We start from the raw sequence: 25,508 nt of genomic DNA on the forward strand, positions 1-25,508 counted from the left end.
ATTTACCTGCAATCGAAAATAGCTTTAAATACGAGGATTCCAACGGGCATTTAGGAGGGATCAATAACAAAATAAAAGTGATTAAACGGATTTCGTTTGGTTACCGTAACTTTTCAAATTTCAGAAACAGGATTCTACTCGGATTCAATCATAAACGCATCGCTCCCAACTCGTAATTAATTGACTCGTTTACTGTCTTTTAATACGCGAGAGCCTCAATAATAAACGTGCACGTCATGACGTTTGTGAAGGCGACTCTAGTGGGAAAAGTGGCAGCTGAATACCCCACAGCGGAGCGCGGAGGATGAAGCGTCACCCGCAGAAAGCGTCCTTCACATTAGGAATGACTACAAAAAAAAGCAACTACAAAAAAAGCAACTACCAAAAAAGATAGCTGCAAAAATGACTTATTTTACTAAATTTTGAATAACAACACTTTTTGACATAGAGCCACAATTGTTAACTGTCCGAATCACTAGTTTTTAGTGTTTCGTAGCTGTGAAATAATCATTTTAGCATTAGCAAGGTTAAATTGATTACTTGCAATTAAGGCAGTCGTTACGGCTAATAGTTCATCTTCAGTAGCACCAGCACTCAAAGCCAGTGATTTGGCTTGTAAAGACATATGCCCTTTTTGGATACCATCAGATACAAGCGCTTTTAAGGCCGCAAGATTTTGGGCTAATCCAACCGCGGCGATAATACGTGCTAACTCTGTCGCGCTCGGTTTATTGAGGAGATCATGTGCCACGCGAGCCATCGGTAATAAGTGAGTGGCTCCGCCAACAGCTCCGACAGGTAAAGGGAGGGTGATGGTCCCGAGCAAATCGCCATTATCAGCCATCGTCCACTTAGAGAGTGGTTGATAGCGTCCTTGCTTAACTGCAAAGGCATGAGCGCCAGCTTCGATGGCACGTGTATCATTACCGCTCGCTAAAACGACGGCATCGACACCGTTCATAATGCCTTTATTATGTGTTGTCGCCCGATACGAATCGAGTTGGGCATAACGTGTAGCTTCAACAATTCGTTGGGCTAACCAGTTGCCGTCAAAGTCTTTTGTCGTTAGCGTTGTTGGTTTAATGACACATGATGCGCTTACGAGCGAGGTATCAGCGAAATTACTTAAAATCCGCATGAGAATTTCGCTGTTGAGCCAGTCTTTTAACACGATTGAAGTCGCCTCGAGAATGGTATTAATCATATTAGCACCCATCGCTTCCTGGACGTCAATCACAAGATGGAGTGTTAAATAGGTTTTGTTAGAATCCTCATCAGTAATGATGCGAGTTTCGATACGTTTTAAGCCACCACCACGCTTAATAAGCGAGGGATGGGCATTGTTAGCAACCTCAAAGAGTGCTGTTTCACGTTCGTGAATTAAGGCTAGGGCAGCTTCGAAATCATTAATGTCAGTGAAAATGAGTTGGCCGATCATCGCTCGTTCGTGGACGGTCGTCATAAAGCCGCCATTTTGTTTAACAATTTTGGCGGCATTACTGCTGGCCGCAATTACGGATGGTTCTTCGGTTACCATCGGAATATAATAAGGTGTGCCATCAATCATAAAGTGCATCGCTACACCAAGTGGGAGTGGAAACTGGCCGATTTGATTTTCAATCATCCCATCGGCAATCGCGTGGTCTAGCAATGCTTCGGTTAATAAGCTGGCCGTTTGTTCGCTCGTTAAAACACCAGAATCAATCAGACTGGCATGTCGTTCGGCTAATGTTTGTTCGTAAAATTTCTTCATGCGAGTTAAGCCTCTCTTTCGTTATGCACGTTCAATTAGCACTGCAACACCCATCCCGCCACCGATACAAAGTGATGCCACGCCAAGTGCTGTTTGCGTTTCGTTTAAATTGGCAATTAAGGTCGTTAGAATCCGAGCCCCTGAAGCCCCAATCGGATGACCAAGCGCGATTGCGCCACCATTAATATTAATTTTCGATGCAGGGATTTTTAAATCGGTCATTACGGCTAAAGATTGGGCAGCAAAGGCTTCGTTCAATTCGAATAAATCAATCGCCTCAATTGGCAGGTCTGCTTTTGCGAGTAATTGCGTCACTGCATAAAAAGGCGCATAGCCCATCATTGCGGGATCAGTTCCGATTTCGACTGCTGCCTTAATCGTTGCTAAAAAGGGAATGTTTTGTGCAATCGCATCGTCTTTTGTCATGAGCACAAGCGCTGCTGCCCCGTCGTTAATAGTCGAAGAATTACCGGCAGTGACACTACCGCCTGCTTTAAAGACAGGTTTCAGCTCCGCCAGTTTGGCGAGTGTTGTTTGCGGTCGGATTGATTCATCGACTGAAAGAACTGTACCATCTGCAAGGGTAACAGGTGCGATTTCAGCAGTGAATTTGCCAGCAGCCTGTGCGTTAGCGGCCGTTTGTTGTGAGTTAAAGGCAAATAAATCTTGCGCCTCTCGACTAATATGATGATGGTCGACGAGGTTCTCGGCAGTGACACCCATCGCATAGTGTCCGAAGGCATCGGTTAAACCGTCTGAAAACATGCTGTCACTCAACTGTGTTGTTGCCACATTAGCCTTATCTTCACGTTTAAGGAGGAGTGGGGCCTGTGTCATGTTTTCGGTACCGCCAACGACGACGGTTTGAGCCAATCCGAGTTGGAGTGCTTGTTGACCGAGCATGACCGCTTTTAAACCTGACCCACACACTTGGTTGACTGTCATAGCAGTCGCTGTTTGCGGGATACCGGCATGGATGGCTGCTTGGCGAGCGGGATTTTGACCCAAACCAGCTTGTAAAACATTGCCTAAAATAACTTGGTCAACCTGGTCAGTTGAAATGTTGGCCCGCTTTATGGCAGCCTTAATCACTTGTGTTCCTAGTTCAACAGCCGAGACATTAGTATACATGCCGCGGAATTTTCCAATCGGTGTTCGTGCTGCGCTTACAATAACAATTTCTTTCATAATAAACTCCTTTGTTGGTGTTCTGAGTAGTGGTGTAATCGTTGCTTACATTATACCATTTCAGTTTGAAAACGAACACCAAATAACGGTTGTGTTATCAAAAACAGGCACCCATTAAAAAGATATATAAAATCAGTTGTAATTAGTTGTTTTTTTTAATAGACTAGAGGCATATACAAACACTAAAAATAAAATAGAAAAAGGTGTTAGCGATGAATATTGGGATAGACAAGATGAGTTTTTACACACCAGCCTTTTATGTTGATATGGTTGAATTAGCAGAGGCGCGTGGGATTGATCCAAATAAATTCACGATTGGCATTGGTCAAGATCAAATGGGATTTGCTCCGTTAAGCCAAGATGCAGTTACAATGGGCGCTAATGCAGCGTTGAACATGTTAAGTACCGACGATATTGCCGAAATCGATTTAGTGATTTTTGCCTCAGAATCAGGCATCGATCATTCAAAAGCAGGAGCTGTTTATATTCACCGTTTACTCGGACTACCTAAAAACTGTCGTGCGATTGAATTTAAAGAAGCCTGCTATGCAGCAACGGCAGGTTTAAGTTATGCACGTAATCATGTTGCGGCCCATCCGACTAAAAAAGCGCTCGTGATTGGTTCCGATATTGCCCGTTATGGCTTGAATACACCAGGTGAGCCGACCCAAGGTGCTGGAGCAGTAGCGATGTTAGTCGCTGCAGAACCGCGTTTGTTAGTATTGAACGATGACAATGTCTATTTGACCGATGATATTATGGATTTTTGGCGTCCGCTATACTCCGAAACAGCCTGTGTACAAGGTAAGTATTCAACTGAGCAATACATTCGCTTCTTCAATGATGTTTGGGAACAATATCAAGCCAATACAAAGGCAACGTTAGTTGATTTTGCGGCACTCTGCTTCCATCTGCCATATACGAAGATGGGTAAAAAGGCCTTGGATACGATTATTGAGACTGCGAGTCCTGAAAAAGCAGAAGCTTTAATGGCCTACTATCAATTAAGTACGAAGTACAGTCGTCAAATTGGTAACATCTATACAGGCTCATTGTATTTAGGTGTACTGTCGTTGTTAGAACATGATGAGACGTTGATGCCAGGTGATCGTTTAGGTTTATTCAGCTACGGTTCGGGGGCAGTCGGTGAATTTTTCAGCGCAACCTTGGCACCTGATTTTAGAAAACAACTGTATACAACCGCTCATGCGGCACAATTACAGGCACGTAAACAATTAACGATTGCAGCGTATGAAGACTTGTTCGTTGCAAGTTTACCAACTGATGGCTCAACCTATCAAATCGATGATAGCCTTGATCAAGCACCGATTAAGCTGACAGGTATGAGTGAACACATGCGGCTGTATACAAATAAGTCGTGTTAAAAGTTAGTAATAAAAAGGTCAACTCGAAGGAGTTGACCTTTTTATTTACCGACTATTTAAAACGATGACGCCATTGCGGTGGTATTATCGGACACGCCGAAGAGCTGCTCGTTTTTTTGCGACGTCGGGCAACGAAGCGATAACACGTATCGCGCAATGAGCGAGGCAGTGCATAAGCAAGTGGGCTGATGTACTGTAACCCTTTAATCTGTCGTAAGGTTTCAATCACTGCTGTTGATTCAACGGCTATGTTTGAACCGCTGATGAAGATAAGGCTGTCTTGTTTAATCGTCAGCTTACGCTCAGTGCAGAGCGTTTCAAAGTAAGCAGAATTGAGAGCTGTAAAGGTGAGTCGCTCTTGCTTATCATGCTTCAACAACCAAATAACGAAACCGTTACACATTAAACAGTCGCTATCAAAGGCAACGATAATCATCGAATCCCTCCTTCTGCTGTTTAGACTTCACCCTCCCTTTATTATAAGAGGATAAAAGGTGCAACTTTTTTAGCATCCGAGGCTAAAAATGATGGCTAAACCTATAGATAAGTGGTTAAATAAGCTATAATGAGAGGGCAGATAAATCATTAGGGGGTCAGTAAATGAAGCTTTCATGTATTCAAACGACGGTCTTTTTTGGGGAGCCCCAAAAAAATTACGTTGTGATTGAACAGAAAATTAGAGCAGCGGCAGCAGCTGGTGCTGATGTGATTGTGTTGCCAGAAATGTGGAATACCGGGTATGCCTTATCTGACTTAGCGATGTTAGCCGATGTTGGTGGTGAGCAAACGAAACGTTTTTTAAGTCAACTCGCACAGCAATTGAAAGTTAATATTATTGGTGGTTCGGTGGCTGTTAAAGAAGAAAAGGGCTTTTATAACCGTACGTATGTTATGAATCGTTCTGGCGAACTTGTCAGTCAGTATGATAAGGTGCATTTATTTGGTTTAATGGCCGAAGATGAATACATGCAGGCAGGGAAAACAGACCATGTGTTTACGATTGATGGCATTACACAAAGCAGTTTGATTTGTTACGATTTACGCTTTAGTGAGTGGGTAAGACAGCAGGCGTTGCAGGACGCTCACATTATTTATGTGCCCGCACAATGGCCGGAACCACGGTTGCATCATTGGCGGACGTTACTACAGGCGCGGGCGATTGAAAACCAGTGTTTTATCGTCGGTGTCAATGTGGCAGGAAGTAATCCGGCAAACACTTTTGCGGGACATTCACTCATTATTAATCCGTGGGGTGAAATTATTGCAGAAGCGGATGAAAGTGATTCGATTTTGCAAGCAGAAATTCAGTTGGAGGCTGTGGCCCAAGCGCGGGGAAGAATTCCCATCTTTGCAGACCGTCGACCAGATCTCTACAACATAACAGACTAAAAAAGGAGTTGGCAAAGATGAACGGATGGACACGATTAAACAATGCGATGACAAATAAAGGGACGGCGTTTACAGCGGCTGAACGCCGTGAGTATGGCTTAGAAGGTCTGTTACCCACTGCAATCCAAACATTGGCAGAGCAAAGCGAGCAGGCTTATCAGCAATTTCTGAAACGCTCAGATGCAATGAGTCAACATCGCTTTTTGATGAGCTTATATGACACGAATCGCGTGTTGTTTTACTATTTAGTGAATCATCACGTGAGCGAAATGTTACCAATCATTTATACACCGACGATTGGTGATGCAGTGATGCAATATAACGAAGACTATACAACGCCAAAAGACGCCTTGTTTTTATCGATTAATGATGCGCCAGCGACGATTGAACGTATTATTAAACAACGGGCTGACTTGCAACCAAATGTAAAGATGGTTGTGATTACCGATGGTGAAGGTGTGCTCGGAATTGGTGATTGGGGGATTAACGGCGTTAATATTTCAATCGGTAAATTGGCGGTTTATACTGTTGCGGCTAATGTTAACCCAGCAGATGTTTTACCGGTCGTATTGGATGTCGGAACGAATAATGAACAACTACTAGCGAATCCCTTTTATTTAGGTAACCGTCATGCGCGTATAGGAGGCACTATCTACGATGGCTTTATTGAAAACGTCGTTAAGGCGATGACAACAACGTATCCGAACGTATTGCTACACTGGGAAGATTTTGGTCGAGCTAATGCGGCCCGTATATTAGCGAAGTATCAACCTGATTACTTAACCTTTAATGACGATATTCAAGGGACTGGTATTATGGTTGTAGCAGCTGCTTTAGCAGCATCGCAAGCGGCTGATATTCAGCTAAAAGAACAACGTGTGCTTATTTTTGGTGGTGGAACGGCTGGTGTCGGAGTTGCGACGCAGTTGCTAGATGAAATGACCCGTCAAAGCGGTTCTGATCAATGTAAGCAACAATTACACCTCTTTGATCGAGAAGGACTCGTACTCCAATCACAGCCGAACTTAACGACGGGACAACAACTGTTTGCTCAAGATGATGCGAACTTTAGTTGTGATACAGGTAATTTAGCTGCTGTTATTCGAGCAGTAAAACCGACGATGTTAATCGGTTCATCAGGTGTTCCGGGCGCATTCACACAAGAAGTGATTGAGGCAATGGTAGCTCATTGCGAGCGACCAGCTATCATTCCATTATCCAACCCGACACGTTTATCAGAAGCAACACCAGCTGATATTATCGAATGGACAAAGGGACAGGCGTTAGTCGTGACTGGGAGTCCATTTGCACCGGTTACTTACAACGGACAGACGTATACGATTGGGCAAGCGAACAATGCCTTGTTATATCCCGGTTTAGGACTGGGTGCAGTTGCAGCCCAAGCACAAAGTGTAACGATGGCGATGCTAAGTGCCGCTGCAAATGCAGTGGCTGACTTAGTGGATGCAAGCATACCTGGCGCGAGCCTATTACCGAACGTGGCCGATTTAAAAACAGCCTCGTTCGCTGTCGCTGTCGCTGTCGTCAAACAAGCGATTGCCGATGGTGTCAGTGCCGTAAAACTAGCAGATGCCGAAGCGGTTGTGCGTGCACAGATGTGGCAAGCACAGTATTGAACTAGAGGAATGAACGTAATTTAAAGTCGTTCTCAACCGCAGTGATTGGAGAAAATAACGTCTCGACGGTGTCTCAAAACTGCGTTATTTTTGAAATCACCCAGGTTTAGGGGATAAATACTGGAGAAATGAAAGTGAAATTGGCTCATTCAACAGCGTATAAAGCGTAAAGATCGTGCGAGTGATTATCTCCGATGCAAGCAAATAATTTTGATGAAAACGAACGTTCAATTCGACTTTGACTACAAAAAAAAAAACGCCAAACGGCGTTTTTTTTTTTATTTTGATTTAGTTTTGCCTTTCCACCCTTGATAGCCAGCTTTTAATTGGTAAATATCTTTGGCCCCTTTTTTTGCCATTTTAATAGCAAAACGGTTGCTACGAGCAGCACCTTGGCAGTAAATATAAAGTGGTAAGTCAGTTCGTAATTCGTTTGAACGTTGACGGAATTGTGAAAACGGAATGTTACGGGCACCTAAAATGTGACCTGAATCAAATTCACGTTGTTCACGAACATCGATCAGTTGTGCTTTACGGTAACCTTTTTTGAATTCTTCTTCAGTTAAGCGAGTCACAATACGACGTGCGCGCATAATGAAGTACAGTTGGTAAAGAACAATGATGACAATAATTGCCAGTAAAGTAAATAATATGTTCAATTCGTACACCTCTTCTTAGTTAATCACTACTTTTTAATTATAACGATAATAGCTGACTTTATAAAGAGCTAAATGAATTTTAGTAGAAATAATCAGTTAGTTTGTTAAAGGTTGGTCATTAACAGCGCCTGTTTTTTGAAAACGTTCATCTGTCTTGAGTAAAGAGGGTTGTTTTTCAATCGCTCGCAATGCTTCGAACGAGGCAAGTGCGACTTCAACTTGCTTATCGGTCGGCTCTTTTGTTGTAAGCAGCTGTAACCATAAACCAGGGTAACCTAAGTATTTTAATAGCGGTAGCTGCCGGCATTTATTCGTTGCTTGCAATACTTCAAATGAGATACCCATTACTACAGGGATTAGTAAAATACGCGACAGTAACCGGAGCCAAAAAGGGTCGGTCGGAAAAAAGAAGTAGACGAACATCCCGATAATGACCGTGAATAAAATGAAGCTTGAACCACAACGATAATGGAGTCGAGTCGCTTTTTGGACATTCGCAACCGTCATTGCTTGTCCACTTTCGTAACAGTTGATGACCTTATGTTCCGAGCCGTGGTATTGAAAAATCGTTTTAATTAATTTTGTTTGCGAAACGATTAGTAAATAGCCGACTAACAGGCTTAATTTAAAGACACTTTCTAAAATGATTTGCGTGGCGTGACCGGGGAAAATCGGCTTTAGTATTCCCGCGATAAAGACAGGGATAAGTGTCAACGCGAATTTAGCAAACAGAAAGGTAATGATACCTAACAACGCCACCAGGACGTATACCCCCGTATCGATTAGTTTTGAACGTGATTTTTCAGGTGCTACTTCATCGACTTCTTGTTGTTCAGCCGAAAAAGTTAGATGCTTACCGCCAACCTTAGTAGACTCAATTAACGCGATAATCCCACGAACGAAGGGGATTTTTTTTAAGCGTCTGGCCCAGTTAGGGGACTGACGTTCTAAGTAATAGTAGGTCAGGCTGTCATCGGGGAGACGGACGGCAGTCACGGTATGTTTACCCGTGCCAAACATGACGCCTTCAACAACAGCTTGACCACCATAAACACTTTTAGGTTCCATGCAATGATGCTCCTTTACTTTATAAAATCTACTGTTAAGTATAGCATATCTGAGGCAGATTACGGCCGTCTGATGGTTAATCCCTCTAAAAAAACAGGCTTTTGTGAATATTCGCACTTTGATGAAGTTATGATATAATAAAGCAGAAAATAAGACGACGACAGGAGATGCTGACATGGAGAGATTAACAAACATACGACAAGCAATGAAGAGTAAAGCAATCGAGGCCTTATTGTTAACGAGTCCTTATAACTTACGCTATGCTACTGGATTTACAGGCTCGACTGGTATCGCCTTAATTACGCTAGAAGCGGCCTACTTTATTACTGATTTTCGCTACACAGAACAAGCGGCGGAAGAATGCCAAGACTTTGAGATTGTTGAGCAACACTCGAGTATGTACGCCGAAGCAAATAAGTGTTTAGCGCAGCATCAGCTCGCAACCGTTCATTTCGAGTCCGATTTTGTGAGCATGACGTTGTATAAGACATTGCAATCGACTTTTACGGCTACATTAGAACCAGTAAGTGGTGTGATTGAGCCGTTACGAATGATTAAAACACCAGCTGAAATCGCGATTGTCAAACAGGCAATTGCAATTAGCGACCAAGCGTTTACTGATATTCTTAATTTTATTCGACCAGGAGTGACAGAGCAAGAAGTATCAAATGAATTGTTATTTAACATGATGCGTCAAGGCGCAACCGGTGCTTCGTTTGATACGATTGTGGCTTCAGGTCATCGTTCAGCGATGCCACATGGTGTTGCCTCAAATAAGGTAATTGAAACAGGAGATTTTGTTACCCTTGATTTTGGGTGTTACTACAATGGTTATGTATCAGATATGACTCGGACGATTGCAGTCGGTCAACCGAGCGCGCAATTACGCGAAATTTATGATGTCACTCTGGCGGCGAACGAAGCTGTTATTCAACAAATTAAAGCAGGGATGACGGGTGTGGCTGTTGATAAGATTGCACGTGATGTTATTAGTAAAGCTGGTTATGGCGATGCGTTTGGCCATTCACTAGGTCATGGCATTGGCTTGGAAATTCATGAAGGCCCTAACGCCTCAATGAAATCAACACATGTGCTACAACCCGGCCATATTATCACGGATGAGCCTGGTATTTATTTGCCAGGTGTTGGTGGTGTAAGGATTGAAGATGATATTCTCATTAAAGAAGACGGGATTGAAGTATTAACACAGTCATCGAAAAAATTACTTGTTTTATAGTCTATTGACCAATCGTACAAAAACTGTTCTTGTTAACTAGAAATAGTTGTCGAGAACAGTTTTTATTTAAATATATGTCAAAATGTGCTAGAATTAAGCGGAGAATGTCCACGAAAAGTGGTATATTAGATGTGGCGTATGTCTATCAGACGCGTAAAAATTTTAGAAGAACATAAGGGAGTGCATATAATGTTAACACTGAAAGAGATTAAAGAACTTGTCGCGGTCATTGATAACTCATCTTTGACTGAATTTGCCTACAAAACAGAGCAAGGTGAAGTTGTACTTAAGAAAGAAACACAAATTGTTGCAGCGACACCTGTTGCACAAACGATGGCAGCACCAACGCCAATTGCTACTATAAGTGAAACAGCAGCGCCTGTTGAAGTAGTAGGAACTGCAATTCAATCACCGATGGTCGGAACATTTTATAGTGCCTCTAACCCTGAATCGCCTGCTTTTGTTAAGGTCGGTGACCGTGTGTCTAAAGGGCAAGTTGTTTGTATTATTGAAGCAATGAAATTGTTTAATGAAATTAAATCTGATGTAGATGGTGTCGTTGTCGAAGTGCTTGCTGAGAGCGGACAACTTGTTGAATTTGATCAACCACTATTTAAAATTAAAGAAAACTAAGGGGACGACAAAATGATTAAGCGTATTTTAATTGCTAACCGTGGAGAAATCGCTGTTCGAATTATTCGTGCCTGCAAGGAACTTGATATTGAGAGCGTGGCTATTTATTCAACAGCAGATAAAGAAGCGCTGCATGTTCAATTAGCAGACGAAGCATACTGTGTTGGACCAGCACCATCAACTGAAAGCTACTTAAACACAAGTAGTATTATTAGTGTTGCTAAACTAACAAACTGTGATGCGATCCATCCCGGATATGGCTTCTTATCAGAAAATCCGGATTTTGCTGAAATTTGCCGTGAGTGTAAACTGATTTTCATCGGTCCTTCACCCGAAGCAATTTCACAAATGGGAACAAAAGATGAGGCCCGTGAAACGATGCGTGCCGCTGGTGTACCAGTTGTACCAGGGTCTGTTGGCATTGTAGCAAGTATTGAAGATGCTCGTGAAATCGCCGAAGGCATTGGTTACCCTGTCATTATTAAGGCAACAGCCGGTGGTGGTGGTAAAGGTATCCGTGTCGCTTATGATGAAGCAGAACTTATCGAAGGCGTTCAAATCACGCAAAAAGAAGCAGCGGCTGCCTTTGGTAATCCAGGTGTGTATCTTGAAAAATTCATCGAGGACTTCCGTCACGTTGAAATTCAAGTATTAGCCGATAATTTTGGGAATGCCGTATACGTTGGTGAACGTGATTGTACCGTGCAACGTCGGATGCAAAAATTGATTGAAGAATGTCCATCGCCAGCATTAACTGATGCGTTACGCGCGGAAATGGGAACAGCAGCTGTGAAAGCAGCCTTAGCGGTTGATTATTCTGGTGCGGGAACGATTGAATTTATTTTTGACCATCATCAAAACAAATTTTATTTCATGGAGATGAATACACGTATTCAAGTCGAACATCCCGTGACGGAATTAGTTTATGGTATTGATTTGATCAAAGAAATGATTTCTATTGCGAATAATAATCCGTTGAGTGTGACTCAAGCAGACCTTAAGAGTAACGGTTGGGCGATTGAATGTCGTATTAACGCGGAAGATGCGAGCAACAACTTTATGCCATCAGCGGGCTTGATTAATTTTTATCTACCGCCAGGAGGCTATGGTGTTCGTATTGATTCAGCTGTTTATCCAGGCTATAAAATTCCGCCTTACTATGACTCAATGATTGCAAAATTAATTGTGCATGGTGCGACACGTGAAGAAGCCATTGCCCGTATGAAACGTGCGTTAGCTGAATTTAGCATCGAAGGCGTTAAAACAACGATTCCGTTCCATCAACGAGTGCTAAAACATGAAAAATTCATCGATGCTGATTTTAATACGAAATTTTTAGAAACATACGATGTAATGAATGATAACTAATAAATTTGGAGGTGAAGCGAATGGTACAAGCGCTAAATCATGAAGAATTAGGTCAGGTGGAAGTCGCACCTGAAGTCCTTGGGGTCATTGCCAGTATTGCTGCTAGTGAGGTTGAGGGTGTTGTCGATATGCACGGAACTTTTTATAATGCACTCGCCGAAAAATTTGGGCGTGTAAATTATACAAAAGGTGTTAAAATAGATATGATAAATGATGCGATCGTTGTGGATGTCTATGTTACAGTTGCCTATGGTAAAGCAATTCCACTTGTGGCCGAAGCAGTTCAAGAAAATGTTCAATCAACGATATACACAATGACAAATCTTGACATCCGAGAAGTCAATATTCATGTGGTAGATATTCAAATTGTAAAACATGCTTAACAAGCAAAACGAGAGCATGTAAATAGAGGAGAAAAGAAGAAATGAAAAGACGTGAAGCACGTGAGAAAGCGGTTCAAATTTTATTCCAATTCAACTTTGATAAAGAGTTAACAGTCGAATTAGCCATTAATAACGTGACATCAGAACCTGATGAGTATTTAGTTAGCCTTGTTAAAGGGACGTTGGCAAAAGAAGCTGAACTCGATGAAATTATTAAAGCCCATCTTGTTAAATGGCGCATTGAGCGGATTAACAAAGTCGATTTAGCGATTTTACGCATTGCAACCTACGAATTGCTCTTTGATAAGGAAACACCTACAAATGTTGTTATTAACGAAGCAATCGATTTATCACGTTTATTTGGCGATGATCAATCGCGTAAATTTGTTAACGGCATGATGTCTAACATCGCAGCAGCTATCGACGAACAGTAACAACTAAGAACGATACTTTACACAATTAACCGAATTGAATGGGGGACGAATACATGGGTCACATCATCAATGGCAAACAGATTGCAGCACAAACGCAAGTATCGATTACAGAACGAATTGAAGCATTTACGGCAGAAACAGGGGTGAAACCTGGTTTAACCGTCGTACTTGTCGGTGAAGATCAGGCATCACAGGTCTATGTGCGTAATAAAGAAAAACGCGCAGTTGCTGCGGGGATTAATTCAGCAGTTATCCGTTTAGAGGCGACAACCTCTGAAGCAGAATTGTTAGCGGTGGTTGAACAATTGAATCAAGCTGAAGAGGTTCACGGTATTTTAGTGCAGTTACCGTTACCAAAAACAATCGATGCCGATAAGGTGCTCGATCGTATATCACCGTTAAAAGATGTCGATGGGTTTCATCCAATCAACGTCGGTAATTTGGCAATTGGCAAAGAAGCGTTTGTTCCATGTACACCAGCCGGAATTATTCGGTTGATAAAATCAACAGGCGAAACAATTGCTGGCAAAGAAGCGGTTGTAGTTGGCCGTAGTAATATCGTTGGTAAACCCGTTGCGCAACTGTTGTTGCAAGAGAATGCAACGGTAACGATTGCGCATTCACGGACTACTGATTTAGCGGCAGTCACAAAACGGGCCGATATTTTAGTTGTAGCGACCGGTTTAGCGAAGTTCATTAAAAAAGAACACCTTAAACCAGGAGCAATTGTAATTGATGTTGGTATGGATCGTGATGAAAACAACAGGCTCTGTGGCGATGTTGATTTTGATGACTGTATTGATGTTGCTGGTTACCTTACACCAGTACCGGGTGGCGTTGGTCCGATGACAATTACAATGTTGTTAGAAAATACCTTGATTTCAGCCGAACGTCATACAAACTAAAGTAAAAAGAACCGTTTAAACTTCAAAAAAGGCCACTCTCAATAATGAGAGTGGCCTTTTTGGTGTCACCTGTTTTTATTTTGACTGATAAGCTGTGCACGGCAGATTTTTTTGATGAAACGTGGTAAGGCGTTATTAATATCCGATGGCCGTACCGTATGCTGAGTGTTTTTTAGGTCATTTAATAGACGAGTGTACAAATAAGTAGCGACTAAGGTTGCTTTTATTGGATAAGGTAACTGACTACAAAAGCCAGCAATAAGACCAGCTAGGCTGTCAGGGATATCGTCGGCTAATCCATCAGCACAAGCGATAGCACTGTAATACACCTCGTCATCAGTGCACACAACCAATTGTCTTTCTTTTAAAACAATAATAGCAGCGAGACGTTTTTGTTCAATTCGGAGTGAAAGAGGGGTCTGTTTACGGGTGTTGTGTTTTGCTAAATGGCGCCAAGTGCTCGCTTTAGGTGTTATTATGACCTTCTTTGTCAGTAGACGTGGTTCGAGGAGGCTATAAAGGGCAATGGCGTCATCGTCTAAGATTAATGTTTGTTGAGCTGTCACGTGTTCACAAACTACTTCGAAGACGGATTTTGCGTATTTATCGAGTCCCAGACCAGGTCCAATTAAGATGATGGCGGCCTTCTTGACAGCTACTAATAAATCAGCTGTGTTCATAAAGGAGAGCGTTTGACATTCTGGTAACAGATGTCTAAATGACGCACGAACATTTTGTGAAACGGCAACTGTCGTTGCTCCAGCACCAGCCTGAATGCAAGCTTGAGCGGCAAGAATGGTGCTTCCACCAGCCTTTTCACAACCGCCAACGATTAGAATCGCTCTTTTCTTATACTTGTGGCGCTTTATTTCTAAAAAGTAGGCATCGATTAGCTGTTGATTTAACTGTTTCATAGTAGGCTCCTTTCAGATTAATCGAACTGTTTATCAGTGAAGTATAAGCTAAAAAAATGAGGTCAAACAGTCAATGTGTATCATTGTTAAAAAAATTAGATTATTCATGCGAAAACGTGTAAAATAAAGGGGTATCATGTAGATGATGAATGTAGAGAGAATGGGGAGATTGAGATGACAAACATAAACTGGAAACAAGAGGTTGAGTCTCGTCAAGATGCAATGCTCGAAGACTTAAAAGACCTTTTACGTATCCGTAGTGTACGTGAAGATGATAAAGCAACAGCAGGCGCTCCATTTGGGCCTGGTCCAAAAGCAGCTCTTGATTTTATGATGGCAATGGGCGAAAAAGATGGCTTCACAACAAAAGTAATCGAAGATGTCGCAGGACATATCGAATACGGACAAGGTGAAGAAATTGTCGGTATTTTAGGTCACGTCGATGTTGTTCCGGAAGGCAACGGTTGGGAATCTGCACCATATGAACCAGAAATGCGTGATGGTAAATTATTTGCCCGTGGTGTCAGCGATGATAAAGGGCCAACAATGGCAGCCTACTATGGTCTTAAAATCATCAAAGAACTTGGCTTACCGGTTTCTAAAAAAATTCGTTTCTTTATCGGTTCAGATGAAGAAAGTGGCATGAGCTGCTTGAAAACGTATCTTAAAAATGAACAAATGCCAACAATTGCTTTTGCGCCTGATGCAGAGTTTCCGATTATCAATACTGAAAAAGGGATTTCATCAGTCGATGTTTCATTCGAAAATAACCGACCAGCAGAAAAAGGCGAGTTTGAATTAGAAGCATTTACAGCAGGTGAACGTTATAACATGGTTGCCGCAGACGCTAGTGCAACATTAACAAAAGTTGGTGACACAGCATCAATGATGGTTGCTTTCAATAAATACATCGACGCTAATACTGCATTAGAAGGTTCAATTGAAGCAACAGATGATACAATCACAGTATCAGTCATTGGTAAATCAGCTCATGCAATGGAACCACGTAACGGTGTTAACGCAGGTTTAGCGTTGTTACATTTCTTGTCAGGCTATGATATTGCTGGATCAGCGAACGACTTTGTATCGTTTGCAATGAAATATTTATATGATGACACGCGCGCAGAACACTTTGGTATTGCGGCAGAAGACGAGTCAGGTGATTTAACAATGAACGTCGGCTTATTATCATTTGGCAAAGATGGCGGTAAATTCGGTTTGAACTTCCGTTACCCGTACACATTCGATATGCCTACAGCTAAAGATGCGATTGCTGCAAAAGCAACAGCCTTTAACGGTAGCATCACTTTATTTGAAGATGAAAAACCATCACATGTCGATGGAGATTCATTCTTAGTAAGCACATTAGCGAAAGTATATGAAAAAGAAACGGGCGAAAAATCAGAATTGTTATCAATTGGTGGCGGCACATACGCACGTTACTTAACAGAAGCGGTTGCTTTTGGAGCGGCATTCCCAGGATCAGTTGATACAATGCACCAAAAAAATGAGTTCTCAGTATGGGAAGATTTAGTGAAGGCTTCTGTTATCTATGCTGAAGCGATTTACGAATTAGCAAAATAAAAGAGGTATCATCATTTTAATAAGGGAGTGAATAGGATGAACGTATTAGTTAAAGATAAAATCGTTGCAAGTGAAGCAGGTGTTGTGAGCATTGCTGATCGTGGCTATCAGTTTGGTGATGGAATTTATGAAGTGATTCGCGTGCTTAATGGTAAATTATTTACCGAAAAAGAACACATGGACCGTTTTTACTCAAGTGCTGAGAAAATGGAACTTGTTATACCTTATACGCGTGAAAAACTCACGGGTCTTATTTATGACTTGATTAAAGCAAATAATGTGATTGACGGTCATGTGTATTTTCAATTGACACGTGGGAATCAAGATCCACGTAATCATGCGTTTAACGATGACGCTGAAGGAATTATCACCGGCCAAACAAAAGCTTATCCCCGTGATATGAAAATGTTAGAAGAAGGTGTTACTGCTATTACAGCCGATGATATTCGTTGGTTACGTTGTGATATCAAAACATTGAACCTGATTGGCAACTGTATGGCAAAAACAAAGGCACAACGTGCAGGTGCTGAAGAAGCAATTTTACATCGTGACGGTACAGTGACGGAATGTTCATCATCATCACTATTGATTGTTAAAGATGGTGTTGTTAAAACACATCCGCTTACCAACTTGATTTTGCCAGGAATTACTCGTATCGTAATTATGGAAGCAATTGCTGCGGCTAATATTCCAGTTGTGGAAGAGGCTTTCTCGTTGGAGGAATTGTTTGCAGCGGATGAAGTAATGCTTGCAAGCACAGGGCACGATGCAACCCCAATTATTGCGATTGATGGCAAACAAGTTGGCGATGGTAAACGTGGCCCAGTAACAGCCGAAATTCAGCGTTACTATGATTTAAGAATTGAAAAAGAGTGTGGCAAATAGACGACATCTACCTGATGTATGACCGAAAAAACGTTGTTATAGTAAAGAATACAACCAATAAAAGTGTTTAACTTCAGTCTAAAACCACCAGCCTTAAAAGAGCTGGTGGTTTTTTTGTTGCGAAAGAACAACTAGTTTTTTTGAAAAACAGTGAAACTTGCATCTACGGAAACTATTCAATAATCGAACGTTTGTTGTCTTGACGTACGCGTTCTAACACTTTAGAATAAGAAGTGTATTATAAATATAATGGGTGAACAGTCACTAAAAAATGAGAGTTTAAAGTAGCAGATATTACCAATGAGAAGAATGGAAAATATTTGTTATAAACCACTCAATTAAATTAATTAGGAAGGAGGCACGACACAGATGACACATTATTTAGGACGACAATGGGATGAATTACAACCTGCTGGTGGCGAATCAGGCCAAGCCTATTACGCGACGAATCATGAAGGTAAGTTCTTTTTAAAACGAAATTCAACCCCGTTTTTAGCCGTCCTGTCAGCTGAAGGATTTGTGCCTCGTTTAAAATGGACACAAAGATTAGAAAATGGCGATGTCATTACAGCGCAGAAGTGGGCAAATGGCCAATTGTTGACACATGACGAAATGACGAGTGCACGTGTGATTAATATGATGCGTAGCATTCATACCTCGCGGGCGTTAAACTTATTGCTCAAAAAAATCGAAACGCATGTGATGTACCCTAAAGACTGGTTAGCTCATGTTAAAGTTGATCTTGAGCAAGACATTAGTCGTCATCCAGATGTACAACTAGCACTAAGCTATTTGCGTAACAATCAAGAACGTGTGTCGCGAGCAATGACCGCTGTTGTTTGTCATGGTGATGTCAATCATAATAATTGGTTGTTATCGGATGAAGATGAGTTGTTCCTTGTCGATTGGGAGGGAGCCGTTTTATCTGATGTTAGTGTGGATTTAAGCATGTTGCTCTATCTTTATATTCCGAAAGAAAAGTGGAATACTTGGTTGGAAGAATATGGCACCGTGATGACACCCTTATTACAAGTTAAATTAAAATGGTACATGCTCAGCCATATTATTTTAACAATTAAAACAAAGCATCAAAGTGGGCGACTAAATGAAATGAACAAATGGCTCTTGAAGCTAAATAAAGTTCTAAATGATGAGGAGTTATAGAAAATGCGTTTACGACATAAACCGTGGGCTCAAGAGAAATTAGAGTCACATCCAGAATGTGTCATCATGGCACCTGAACAAATGAAAGGCAAATGGGCAGCGTTGTTCGGTAATGACAACCCAATCCATATTGAAATTGGTACAGGTAAAGGTCAATTTGTAACCGGAATGGCTGAATTACATCCTGAAATCAACTACATCGGCATCGAAATCCAAAAAAGTGTCATGATTGATGTTCTTGATAAAATTATTGCGAAAGACTTAAAAAACATCAAACTATTACCAACTGATGGTGCGTTACTGACAGAGTTTTTTGAACAAGGTGAAATCAGTCAGATTTATTTGAATTTCTCGGATCCGTGGCCAAAAAAACGTCACGAAAAACGCCGTCTAACATCAGAGCCGTTTTTGAAATCATACCAAGATGTGTTAGTCCCAGGACAAGAAATCCATTTTAAAACAGATAACCGTGGTTTATTTGAATATTCTTTAATAAGTTTCACAAACTTTGGTTTAAGTCTCGAGTACGTCAGTCTTGATTTACATGCCTCAGAGATGGAAGGCAATGTTCAAACGGAGTATGAACAAAAATTCTCGGCCAAAGGCCAACCAATCTACCGTTGTGAAGTTAAATTCCATTAAAAAAACAGGTTGAAGCAGTCATTGGACTACGGCAACCTGTTTTTATGTAGTGCGTTATGCGATGGGAAATAAGTCAATCAGCAAACCTGATTTACTATCGGCAATGAACTCATAACGTTTGGTGAAATCGCTGTTTGAAAAGCCACCACGCAAGACGTCGTAAGCTAGGCCAAGATGTTGATAGGATTGAGTCTCATAAGAAATCCAAGAATTCTTAATGTCATAGCTATCTTTAAACTGAGCCTTGAGCTGTTGTAACACCTTGTCAGGGTGAGCCTGTTGTCGCGGTTCAACAATGTAATGGTAAGCAAGGTGTCCAACGGCTAAGCCGGTTAAAACACCCGAAATAAAAGTGATTGGTTTCATGCTGTTTACCTCTCTTTCAACTGGTCTGTTACTTTTCATTATACACTAATGTAAGTATGACGGTGAAAAAAGAGGGGTATAAGTATTTTAAAGAGTTATACTGTAATAAGCGTAAAAGTAAGTTATAATAAGTGATGAAGAGTCGAGAGGATGACGAATAAAATGGAAAACTATGGTCAAACGAAATATTTAGGGGTTACGAGAACAGTTAAAGTGAAAAATATGGATGAAAAAAATATCTTTGTGACGGACGGTTTTGAAGATATCTATAAAATGCCACGTGAATACTTAAAAGAAAATCAAACAGTCGAGTTAGACGAAGAATTAGAAGTGTTCATTTTAAATGATACCGATCAAGAAGTCATTGCTTCGGCTATCATTCCTAAAGTACAAATAGATCGCTACAGCTGGGGTGAAGTTGTCGCAGTCCGTCGTGATTTAGGTGTGTTTGTGAATATTGGTTTACCAAAAGATTTAGTCGTTTCAATGGATGATATGCCACCGTTGAAACAAATTTGGCCTAAAAAAGGCGACCGTCTCTTGTTAGCGATGCGGGTTGATGATAAAAACCGTCTTTGGGGTGTATTGGCGACAGAAGAAGTCATTAAAACGATTATAAAAAAAGCGGGCGAAGAACTGAAGAACACTAACATTTCAGGCACGATTTATCGTTTGATTCGCGCGGGTAGTTTCTTATTGACCGACGATAATCATCTGGCATACATTCACGAAACAGAACGTGATATTGAACCGCGTTTAGGTGAACATGTTGAAGGTCGTGTCATTGCAGTACGACCTGATGGAACGTTAAATATGTCATTACGCAAACGCGCACATGAAGCAATTGGTGAAGATGCAGGAATGATTGAAGCTTACTTAATCCGCATGGATGGTGAAATGCCATATACAGACAAATCATCACCTGATGATATTCGTTCTAAATTCGGGATTAGTAAAGCACAGTTCAAGCGCGCATTGGGTCAATTAATGAAGGCGCGTAAAATTACACAAGAAGAAGGTTGGACAAAAATAGTAGCGATGCCAGCGCTTGTTGACACAGAAGAAACTGTCACTAGTGAAGATATCGATGCATAAATAAGACTAAGGTCGTAGTTTGAATCGACCGTTAGTAGCTCTACAACTGAGAACAAAACAATTATAATAGTGAGAATGAGTATACTTTTCGATAGAACGGTATACTTCTTCGCTTTTTAATATGTAAAGTAGGTTGTACACTGCTTTATAGAGGAGGTAGCTGAATGAAGAGTAAACAGCATTTATATTCGCGTTTATTGATTGTTTTGTTAATTACGACGGTCGTTGAACTAATGTTTCATCGCGAATTGCTAATTTTATTAATTGTGGGTCTCATGTTAATGTTTATTATGTATAAACGTAACAAACAGAAGCGCCCCAATCAGCACAGTGTTTTGTTCTGGCTGGGGGTTGTCTGCATCGTATTAGCGATTGCAGGTACTGTTAGTTTCAGATTGGGCTTGTTAATCGGCTTAATTTTGTTTGTTAAACATTTATTCGATATCAAGCATACAGCTGATTTAATTAATGTGCAGTTGCAGGAGCCAAATCGCACAAGAGAAACAAAACGATTGGCCAAAAATAAACTAATCGGTGACTATCATTATGGCGATACACCGTTCGAATGGGATAATATTAACATTCAATTTGGTATCGGAAACGTTATAATCGATTTAGGAAACACTGTCTTGCCACCAGGAGAAAACATCGCGATGATTCGTGGTCTGGTTGGAGATATGCGCATTGTTGTGCCAATTGACGTTGGTATCGCCCTCGATTATTCCGCTTTTTCGGGACAACTCAACTATCAAGAAAGTGAGACAGCCACGGTGCTACGACAAGAAAACCTTGTACATTATTCCGATAATTATGAAGAAGCAACCTATAAAATAAAGTTGGTTGTATCCGTCATTATTGGTGAACTCGAGGTGATGCACGTATGAGTCTTTTTAAATGGGGTGTGATTACCGGACCGCTCCTCACTTTTATACTAACGTTGGTCGTAATAATCGGTGTTATAATGGAAACATCGTTAACGTTTAAACAACTTTTTTGGACAGGTGGCTATGCAGGTATACCTGTCGGAGTCATTTTTCTAACGATTGCTCTAATAGTTGGTGGCGTGCTTGGCGGTGTTTTGTCGGTAAACTTACGTAAACAGCTCGATACCGTCAATCGTCAAATGCGCGTTACTCGAACATTACCAGAGTCGATTCAATCAACGGGTGTCAAAGAATTCAAAGAAATCACGTTGATGAAACGTGCAGTCATTGATTTGCAAACACGCTATCAACAACAGGTAATTGCGTCACAACAACTGAGCGAGCAAACAAAGGGAAGCATCTCGACGCAAACAAAAGAAGATATTTTGATGAATGAGCGACAACGGCTCGCACGTGAGTTACATGATTCGGTCAGCCAACAATTATTCGCGGCGACGATGATGCTCTCGGCTGTAAATGAAACGGTCGATGAAACAGCCTTGCCACCAGTTATCGTCAACCAACTTCATCTCATTGAAAAAACAATCAACGAATCACAATCAGAAATGCGAGCGTTATTATTGCATCTGAGACCTGTGTTACTTGAAGGGAAATCCTTGCAACAGGGGATTGAAGGTTTACTACGTGAATTGCAATCGAAGGTGCCACTTAAAATGACTTGGAAGATAGATCCAATCGTTTTTCCAACGGCGCTAGAGAATCATTTGTTTCGCGTAGTCCAAGAATTGATTAGTAATACGATGAGACATGCAAAGGCGCACCATCTCAATGTGTATTTTAAGCAGGTGCAAAAGATTGCCATTTTAAGAGTGGTGGATGACGGTAAAGGCTTTGAAGTGACTGCTTTTAATGCGAACCCAGGCTCATATGGCTTGCAAAATGTGCAAGAACGGATCAATGAAATAGGTGGTTCTTTAAAAATAATTAGCTTTCCAAAACAAGGTACGAGTGTTGAAATAAAAATCCCAATCGTAGAAGAAGGTGAAGCAGATGATTAGTGTGTTATTAGTAGATGATCATGAAATGGTTCGTCTCGGTGTATCTTCCTATTTGGCTGTTCAAGCAGATATTGAAGTGGTCGGAGAAGCCGAAAATGGTCAAATTGGTGTTGAAAAAGCATTGGCTTTGCGACCAGATATCATTTTGATGGATTTAGTAATGGATGAGATGGATGGCATTGAAGCCACGCGTGCCATTATGTCTGCTTGGCCGGAAGCAAAAATTATTATTGTCACCAGCTTTATTGATGACGAGAAAGTCTATCCAGCCTTAGAGGCGGGGGCAAAATCATACATGCTCAAAACATCAGCAGCACGTGAGATTGCGAGTGCGATTAGGATGACGTATAAGGGCGATTCAGTGCTGGAGCCAGAAGTAACAGGCAAGATGATGAAACGTCTCACACGCCCGCAAGAAACGCCGTTACATGAAGAGTTAACGAAGCGTGAACGTGAAATATTGTTCTTAATTACAAAAGGGCGTTCGAATCAAGAAATTGCCGATGAACTGTTCATTACCTTAAAGACGGTTAAAACACATGTAAGTAATATTTTATCGAAGCTTGATGTATCCGATCGCACCCAAGCGGTCATTTATGCGTTTAAACATCAACTCGTCGAATAGAGAGGGGCAAGAAAAGTGGTAAAATACCGTGAAGAAGATGAAAACTATGCCATCATTGGTCTCGGTCGTTTTGGAGGCAGTATTTGTGAAACATTAATCGATTTAGGTAAAGAAGTATTGGCGATTGATATTAATGAAGAACGGGTCAACGTTTATGCAAACATTGCCACCCATGCGGTTGTTGGTAACTCAATGGATGAAAATGTTCTGAATAACCTTGGCATTCGCAACTTTGATCATGTTGTGGTCGCGATTGGTGAAGATGTTGAGGCGAGTATTTTAATCACCTTGCTCCTGAAAGAAATGGGTGTCAAACATGTCACGGTTAAGGCCCAAAACGAAAGTCATGGGAAGGTGCTTTCTAAAATTGGTGCCGATCGTATTGTATTCCCTGAACGTGACATGGGTCGACGAATTGCTCATTATATTGCGTCTCGTAATGTGATTGATTACTTAGAACTGAGCCATGAATATAGTTTAGTTGAATTGTCAGTGCAAAATACACGCTTTAAAGAACGCTCGTTAATCGAGTTAAAAGTCCGTTCTGAGTACGGCTTAAATGTGGTTGCAATTCGACGTGCTGGCGTGATGATGGTCAATCCAGCACCAACAGAACTCATTAAGGTCAATGATACCTTAATGGTTATTGGTGCCGATACTGACATTGAGCGTCTCAAAGAAAAACTAGAATAAAGACAGGCGTTTAGCTCCGAGATAAGGAGCTGAACGCCTGTTTTAGATTGGAGACAAAGTCCAAACAGACCCTTTGTTTAAGAAAGGCTAAGACTGTCTAGAAATGTTGTTTTGTTATGAAAAAGCAGCGAGGAATTGTTTCGTACGCTCGTGTTGTGGATGATCAAAAAAAGCGGCTGTCGTATTGTGTTCGACAATTTGTCCATCAGCCATCAACACGACTCGGTCAGACACGTCACGGGCAAAGGCCAATTCATGGGTAACGATGATGGCGGTGATTTTTTGTTTGACAACTGACTGGATAACATGTAATACCTCCGTTACCAATTCGGGATCAAGTGCCGACGTCGGTTCATCGAATAAGATGACGTTCGGCTTGATTGCTAAAGCACGTGCAATGGCAATCCGTTGTTTTTGCCCACCTGATAATTGGTGAGGATACAGCTTTGCTTTATCACGTAAACCAACGTCGTTAAGCAATTCTAAAGCGCGCTGTGTGGCGGTGGCTTTTGACCAGCGATAGACGGTGACTAACGCTTCCGTTACATTGGCTTCGACTGTCAGATTGGCAAATAAATTGTAGTTTTGAAATACCATCGCCGACTGTCTGCGAATAGTCAGTCGTGTTTTTTTTGAAAGTTTTGGTGCTTGATAAAAGGCCTCTCCAATCGTGACCGAGCCTTCATCAGGGGTAACGAGGAGGTTTAAACAGTTGAGCAAGGTTGATTTACCGGAACCACTCGGCCCGATAATTGTAACTGTTTCACCAGTGGCAATAGTTAAATCGATATTGTGTAAGACAGTCGTGTCGCCAAACGTTTTAGTGAGCCTCTCAATTTTAATCATAACGTAGCCCTCCTGTTTGTTTAGTCAAGCGCTGTTCAAGTATGACACTTACCAGTTCAAGAATGGAACATAAGGCCCAATAAATAAGTGCGGCGACGATATAAACTTCGAAAAATTGTGATGTTCGACCGGCAATCATCTTCGCTTCGCCTAATATTTCAGGAACCGACGCAGCAAAAGCTAGTGAAGTATCCTTTAAGAGAATAATGAAATGATTGAAGAGATTAGGAATGCCAATGCGTAGCGCTTGTGGTAAAATGACACGTCGTAATGCTTGTGTGGTGGTCATACCGACTGAATAACAAGCGGCTAATTGACCGTTGTCAACGGCTAGAATCGCAGAGCGAATGTTTCTGATAAGTAAGCACCAGCATTAAGGGTAAAGGCAACGTAGATAAAATAGATCGCAGGAATAAATGAAATATCCCAAGTAAAGGCATAGGTTTCGTTGAGTGTACGAATGACTAAGGGAAGGCCATAATAAGCTAAAAAGATTTGCACCAGTAAGGGCGTTCCACGCATAAAGGACACAAACAAAATGGCTAATTGCTTCAGGACAGGTACGTTATAGAGTCGGATTAAGGCAATTAATAGTGCCAGTATCAAACCGAAACCAAAGGCAATACATGCGATAGCGAGTGAAACGGGCACACCTTTTAAAATGGTGGGTAAGGAAGCAAGCATATAATCAAAGTCTAAGAGTTCGCGCATAA

29 protein-coding genes are annotated in these 25,508 nt (G+C 41.4%); 19 read left to right on the top strand and 10 right to left on the bottom strand.

All coding sequences use genetic code 11. The annotated features are described in order from the left end of the window. Positions 1 to 176 (top strand): transposase (locus tag BCAMP_RS12995; RefSeq protein ID WP_198015698.1); only part of this gene is annotated, 176 nt, incomplete at its 5' end. A gap of 299 nt (positions 177 to 475) precedes the next feature. On the opposite strand, the gene BCAMP_RS04120 is transcribed toward BCAMP_RS12995, so the two are convergent. Both BCAMP_RS04120 and BCAMP_RS04125 read right to left on the bottom strand, forming a co-directional pair. After that, the gene (locus BCAMP_RS04120) at positions 476 to 1,753 is read right to left on the bottom strand and encodes a hydroxymethylglutaryl-CoA reductase, degradative (protein ID WP_035313912.1); all 1,278 of its coding nucleotides are present in this window, start codon (positions 1,751 to 1,753) and stop codon (positions 476 to 478) included. A gap of 21 nt (positions 1,754 to 1,774) precedes the next feature. Continuing rightward, positions 1,775 to 2,941, bottom strand: a complete 1,167-nt coding sequence (locus BCAMP_RS04125; protein WP_035313913.1) for a thiolase family protein — start codon at positions 2,939 to 2,941, stop codon at positions 1,775 to 1,777. Positions 2,942 to 3,153: 212 nt separating this feature from the next. Here BCAMP_RS04125 and BCAMP_RS04130 point away from each other — a divergent pair, with 212 nt between their 5' ends. After that, complete coding sequence (locus tag BCAMP_RS04130; RefSeq protein WP_035313914.1) at positions 3,154 to 4,326, top strand: hydroxymethylglutaryl-CoA synthase; 1,173 nt, start codon at positions 3,154 to 3,156, stop codon at positions 4,324 to 4,326. 52 nt (positions 4,327 to 4,378) lie between these two features. Here BCAMP_RS04130 and BCAMP_RS04135 read toward each other — a convergent pair whose 3' ends face one another. After that, positions 4,379 to 4,762: a thiol-disulfide oxidoreductase DCC family protein gene (locus BCAMP_RS04135; RefSeq protein WP_035313915.1), complete on the bottom strand. Its 384-nt coding sequence runs from the start codon at positions 4,760 to 4,762 to the stop codon at positions 4,379 to 4,381. A gap of 164 nt (positions 4,763 to 4,926) precedes the next feature. Here BCAMP_RS04135 and BCAMP_RS04140 point away from each other — a divergent pair, with 164 nt between their 5' ends. Together BCAMP_RS04140 and BCAMP_RS04145 are read left to right on the top strand one after the other, a co-directional pair. After that, positions 4,927 to 5,715, top strand: coding sequence for a carbon-nitrogen family hydrolase (locus BCAMP_RS04140; RefSeq protein WP_035313917.1), 789 nt, complete (start codon positions 4,927 to 4,929; stop codon positions 5,713 to 5,715). 8 nt (positions 5,716 to 5,723) lie between these two features. Then, on the top strand, positions 5,724 to 7,352 hold the full coding sequence (locus BCAMP_RS04145; RefSeq protein WP_269479264.1) for an NAD-dependent malic enzyme: 1,629 nt from the start codon (positions 5,724 to 5,726) through the stop codon (positions 7,350 to 7,352). A gap of 278 nt (positions 7,353 to 7,630) precedes the next feature. Here BCAMP_RS04145 and BCAMP_RS04150 read toward each other — a convergent pair whose 3' ends face one another. Together BCAMP_RS04150 and BCAMP_RS04155 are read right to left on the bottom strand one after the other, a co-directional pair. After that, positions 7,631 to 7,945 (bottom strand): rhodanese-like domain-containing protein, encoded by a 315-nt coding sequence (locus BCAMP_RS04150; RefSeq protein ID WP_408605178.1) that lies wholly within the window; start codon positions 7,943 to 7,945, stop codon positions 7,631 to 7,633. A gap of 162 nt (positions 7,946 to 8,107) precedes the next feature. Beyond that, a complete protein-coding gene (locus tag BCAMP_RS04155; protein WP_051456875.1) occupies positions 8,108 to 9,079 on the bottom strand; it encodes a DUF1385 domain-containing protein in 972 nt (323 codons plus the stop codon). A gap of 175 nt (positions 9,080 to 9,254) precedes the next feature. Here BCAMP_RS04155 and BCAMP_RS04160 point away from each other — a divergent pair, with 175 nt between their 5' ends. The 6 genes from BCAMP_RS04160 (at position 9,255) to folD (ending at position 14,039) form a co-directional block, all read left to right on the top strand. Beyond that, positions 9,255 to 10,316 carry a M24 family metallopeptidase gene (locus BCAMP_RS04160; protein ID WP_035313924.1) on the top strand — a complete coding sequence of 354 codons (1,062 nt, stop codon included), beginning with the start codon at positions 9,255 to 9,257 and terminating at the stop codon, positions 10,314 to 10,316. Positions 10,317 to 10,505: 189 nt separating this feature from the next. Further along, positions 10,506 to 10,949, top strand: coding sequence for an acetyl-CoA carboxylase biotin carboxyl carrier protein (accB, locus tag BCAMP_RS04165; RefSeq protein WP_035313925.1), 444 nt, complete (start codon positions 10,506 to 10,508; stop codon positions 10,947 to 10,949). 12 nt (positions 10,950 to 10,961) lie between these two features. Next, on the top strand, positions 10,962 to 12,317 hold the full coding sequence (accC, locus tag BCAMP_RS04170; protein WP_035313928.1) for an acetyl-CoA carboxylase biotin carboxylase subunit: 1,356 nt from the start codon (positions 10,962 to 10,964) through the stop codon (positions 12,315 to 12,317). Between the two features lie 20 nt (positions 12,318 to 12,337). After that, the gene (locus BCAMP_RS04175; RefSeq protein ID WP_035313930.1) at positions 12,338 to 12,700 is read left to right on the top strand and encodes an Asp23/Gls24 family envelope stress response protein; all 363 of its coding nucleotides are present in this window, start codon (positions 12,338 to 12,340) and stop codon (positions 12,698 to 12,700) included. A gap of 41 nt (positions 12,701 to 12,741) precedes the next feature. Continuing rightward, entirely contained in the window at positions 12,742 to 13,134 is a 393-nt protein-coding gene (nusB, locus tag BCAMP_RS04180; protein WP_035313932.1) for a transcription antitermination factor NusB, read from the top strand. Between the two features lie 53 nt (positions 13,135 to 13,187). Next, entirely contained in the window at positions 13,188 to 14,039 is an 852-nt protein-coding gene (gene folD, locus BCAMP_RS04185; RefSeq protein ID WP_035313934.1) for a bifunctional methylenetetrahydrofolate dehydrogenase/methenyltetrahydrofolate cyclohydrolase FolD, read from the top strand. Positions 14,040 to 14,104: 65 nt separating this feature from the next. On the opposite strand, the gene BCAMP_RS04190 is transcribed toward folD, so the two are convergent. Next, positions 14,105 to 14,953, bottom strand: a complete 849-nt coding sequence (locus BCAMP_RS04190; protein WP_035313935.1) for an ATP-dependent (S)-NAD(P)H-hydrate dehydratase — start codon at positions 14,951 to 14,953, stop codon at positions 14,105 to 14,107. Positions 14,954 to 15,127: 174 nt separating this feature from the next. On the opposite strand from BCAMP_RS04190, the gene pepV reads away from it, so the two are divergent. The 4 genes from pepV (at position 15,128) to trmB (ending at position 19,228) form a co-directional block, all read left to right on the top strand. Continuing rightward, complete coding sequence (gene pepV, locus BCAMP_RS04195; protein ID WP_035313937.1) at positions 15,128 to 16,537, top strand: dipeptidase PepV; 1,410 nt, start codon at positions 15,128 to 15,130, stop codon at positions 16,535 to 16,537. 36 nt (positions 16,538 to 16,573) lie between these two features. Beyond that, positions 16,574 to 17,422: a D-amino-acid transaminase gene (gene dat / locus BCAMP_RS04200; protein ID WP_035313939.1), complete on the top strand. Its 849-nt coding sequence runs from the start codon at positions 16,574 to 16,576 to the stop codon at positions 17,420 to 17,422. A gap of 369 nt (positions 17,423 to 17,791) precedes the next feature. Next, on the top strand, positions 17,792 to 18,586 hold the full coding sequence (locus tag BCAMP_RS04205; protein WP_035313941.1) for a phosphotransferase family protein: 795 nt from the start codon (positions 17,792 to 17,794) through the stop codon (positions 18,584 to 18,586). Positions 18,587 to 18,589: 3 nt separating this feature from the next. Further along, positions 18,590 to 19,228, top strand: coding sequence for a tRNA (guanosine(46)-N7)-methyltransferase TrmB (gene trmB, locus BCAMP_RS04210; protein WP_035313950.1), 639 nt, complete (start codon positions 18,590 to 18,592; stop codon positions 19,226 to 19,228). Positions 19,229 to 19,282: 54 nt separating this feature from the next. Here trmB and BCAMP_RS04215 read toward each other — a convergent pair whose 3' ends face one another. Further along, positions 19,283 to 19,594: a hypothetical protein gene (locus BCAMP_RS04215; RefSeq protein WP_051456876.1), complete on the bottom strand. Its 312-nt coding sequence runs from the start codon at positions 19,592 to 19,594 to the stop codon at positions 19,283 to 19,285. A 150-nt stretch (positions 19,595 to 19,744) separates the two neighbouring features. Between BCAMP_RS04215 and BCAMP_RS04220 the strand changes: the two genes are divergently transcribed. The 5 genes from BCAMP_RS04220 to BCAMP_RS04240 all read left to right on the top strand — a co-directional run bounded on the left by BCAMP_RS04220 (position 19,745) and on the right by BCAMP_RS04240 (position 23,949). Further along, a complete protein-coding gene (locus BCAMP_RS04220; protein ID WP_232217910.1) occupies positions 19,745 to 20,689 on the top strand; it encodes a CvfB family protein in 945 nt (314 codons plus the stop codon). A 164-nt stretch (positions 20,690 to 20,853) separates the two neighbouring features. Then, positions 20,854 to 21,573: a cell wall-active antibiotics response protein LiaF gene (liaF, locus tag BCAMP_RS04225; protein WP_035313951.1), complete on the top strand. Its 720-nt coding sequence runs from the start codon at positions 20,854 to 20,856 to the stop codon at positions 21,571 to 21,573. Then, positions 21,570 to 22,631: a sensor histidine kinase gene (locus tag BCAMP_RS04230; RefSeq protein ID WP_051456877.1), complete on the top strand. Its 1,062-nt coding sequence runs from the start codon at positions 21,570 to 21,572 to the stop codon at positions 22,629 to 22,631. Before liaF ends, BCAMP_RS04230 begins: the two co-directional genes overlap by 4 nt. After that, the gene (locus BCAMP_RS04235) at positions 22,624 to 23,256 is read left to right on the top strand and encodes a response regulator transcription factor (protein ID WP_035313952.1); all 633 of its coding nucleotides are present in this window, start codon (positions 22,624 to 22,626) and stop codon (positions 23,254 to 23,256) included. The genes BCAMP_RS04230 and BCAMP_RS04235 overlap by 8 nt, the downstream gene beginning before the upstream one ends. Positions 23,257 to 23,271: 15 nt before the next feature. Then, positions 23,272 to 23,949 (top strand): potassium channel family protein, encoded by a 678-nt coding sequence (locus tag BCAMP_RS04240; protein WP_035313953.1) that lies wholly within the window; start codon positions 23,272 to 23,274, stop codon positions 23,947 to 23,949. A gap of 114 nt (positions 23,950 to 24,063) precedes the next feature. Here the strand turns inward: BCAMP_RS04240 and BCAMP_RS04245 are convergent, their stop codons facing one another. The 3 genes from BCAMP_RS04245 to BCAMP_RS14275 are packed head-to-tail and all read right to left on the bottom strand — an operon-like array spanning position 24,064 to position 25,506. Then, the gene (locus BCAMP_RS04245) at positions 24,064 to 24,795 is read right to left on the bottom strand and encodes an amino acid ABC transporter ATP-binding protein (protein ID WP_035313954.1); all 732 of its coding nucleotides are present in this window, start codon (positions 24,793 to 24,795) and stop codon (positions 24,064 to 24,066) included. Further along, entirely contained in the window at positions 24,788 to 25,153 is a 366-nt protein-coding gene (locus BCAMP_RS14270; RefSeq protein WP_332248506.1) for an ABC transporter permease subunit, read from the bottom strand. Before BCAMP_RS14270 ends, BCAMP_RS04245 begins: the two co-directional genes overlap by 8 nt. Continuing rightward, positions 25,126 to 25,506 carry an ABC transporter permease subunit gene (locus BCAMP_RS14275; RefSeq protein ID WP_232217911.1) on the bottom strand — a complete coding sequence of 127 codons (381 nt, stop codon included), beginning with the start codon at positions 25,504 to 25,506 and terminating at the stop codon, positions 25,126 to 25,128. The genes BCAMP_RS14270 and BCAMP_RS14275 overlap by 28 nt, the downstream gene beginning before the upstream one ends. Between the last annotated feature and the right edge of the window lie 2 nt (positions 25,507 to 25,508).

This window comes from Brochothrix campestris FSL F6-1037 (assembly GCF_000525915.1).
Taxonomy (GTDB): domain Bacteria; phylum Bacillota; class Bacilli; order Lactobacillales; family Listeriaceae; genus Brochothrix; species Brochothrix campestris.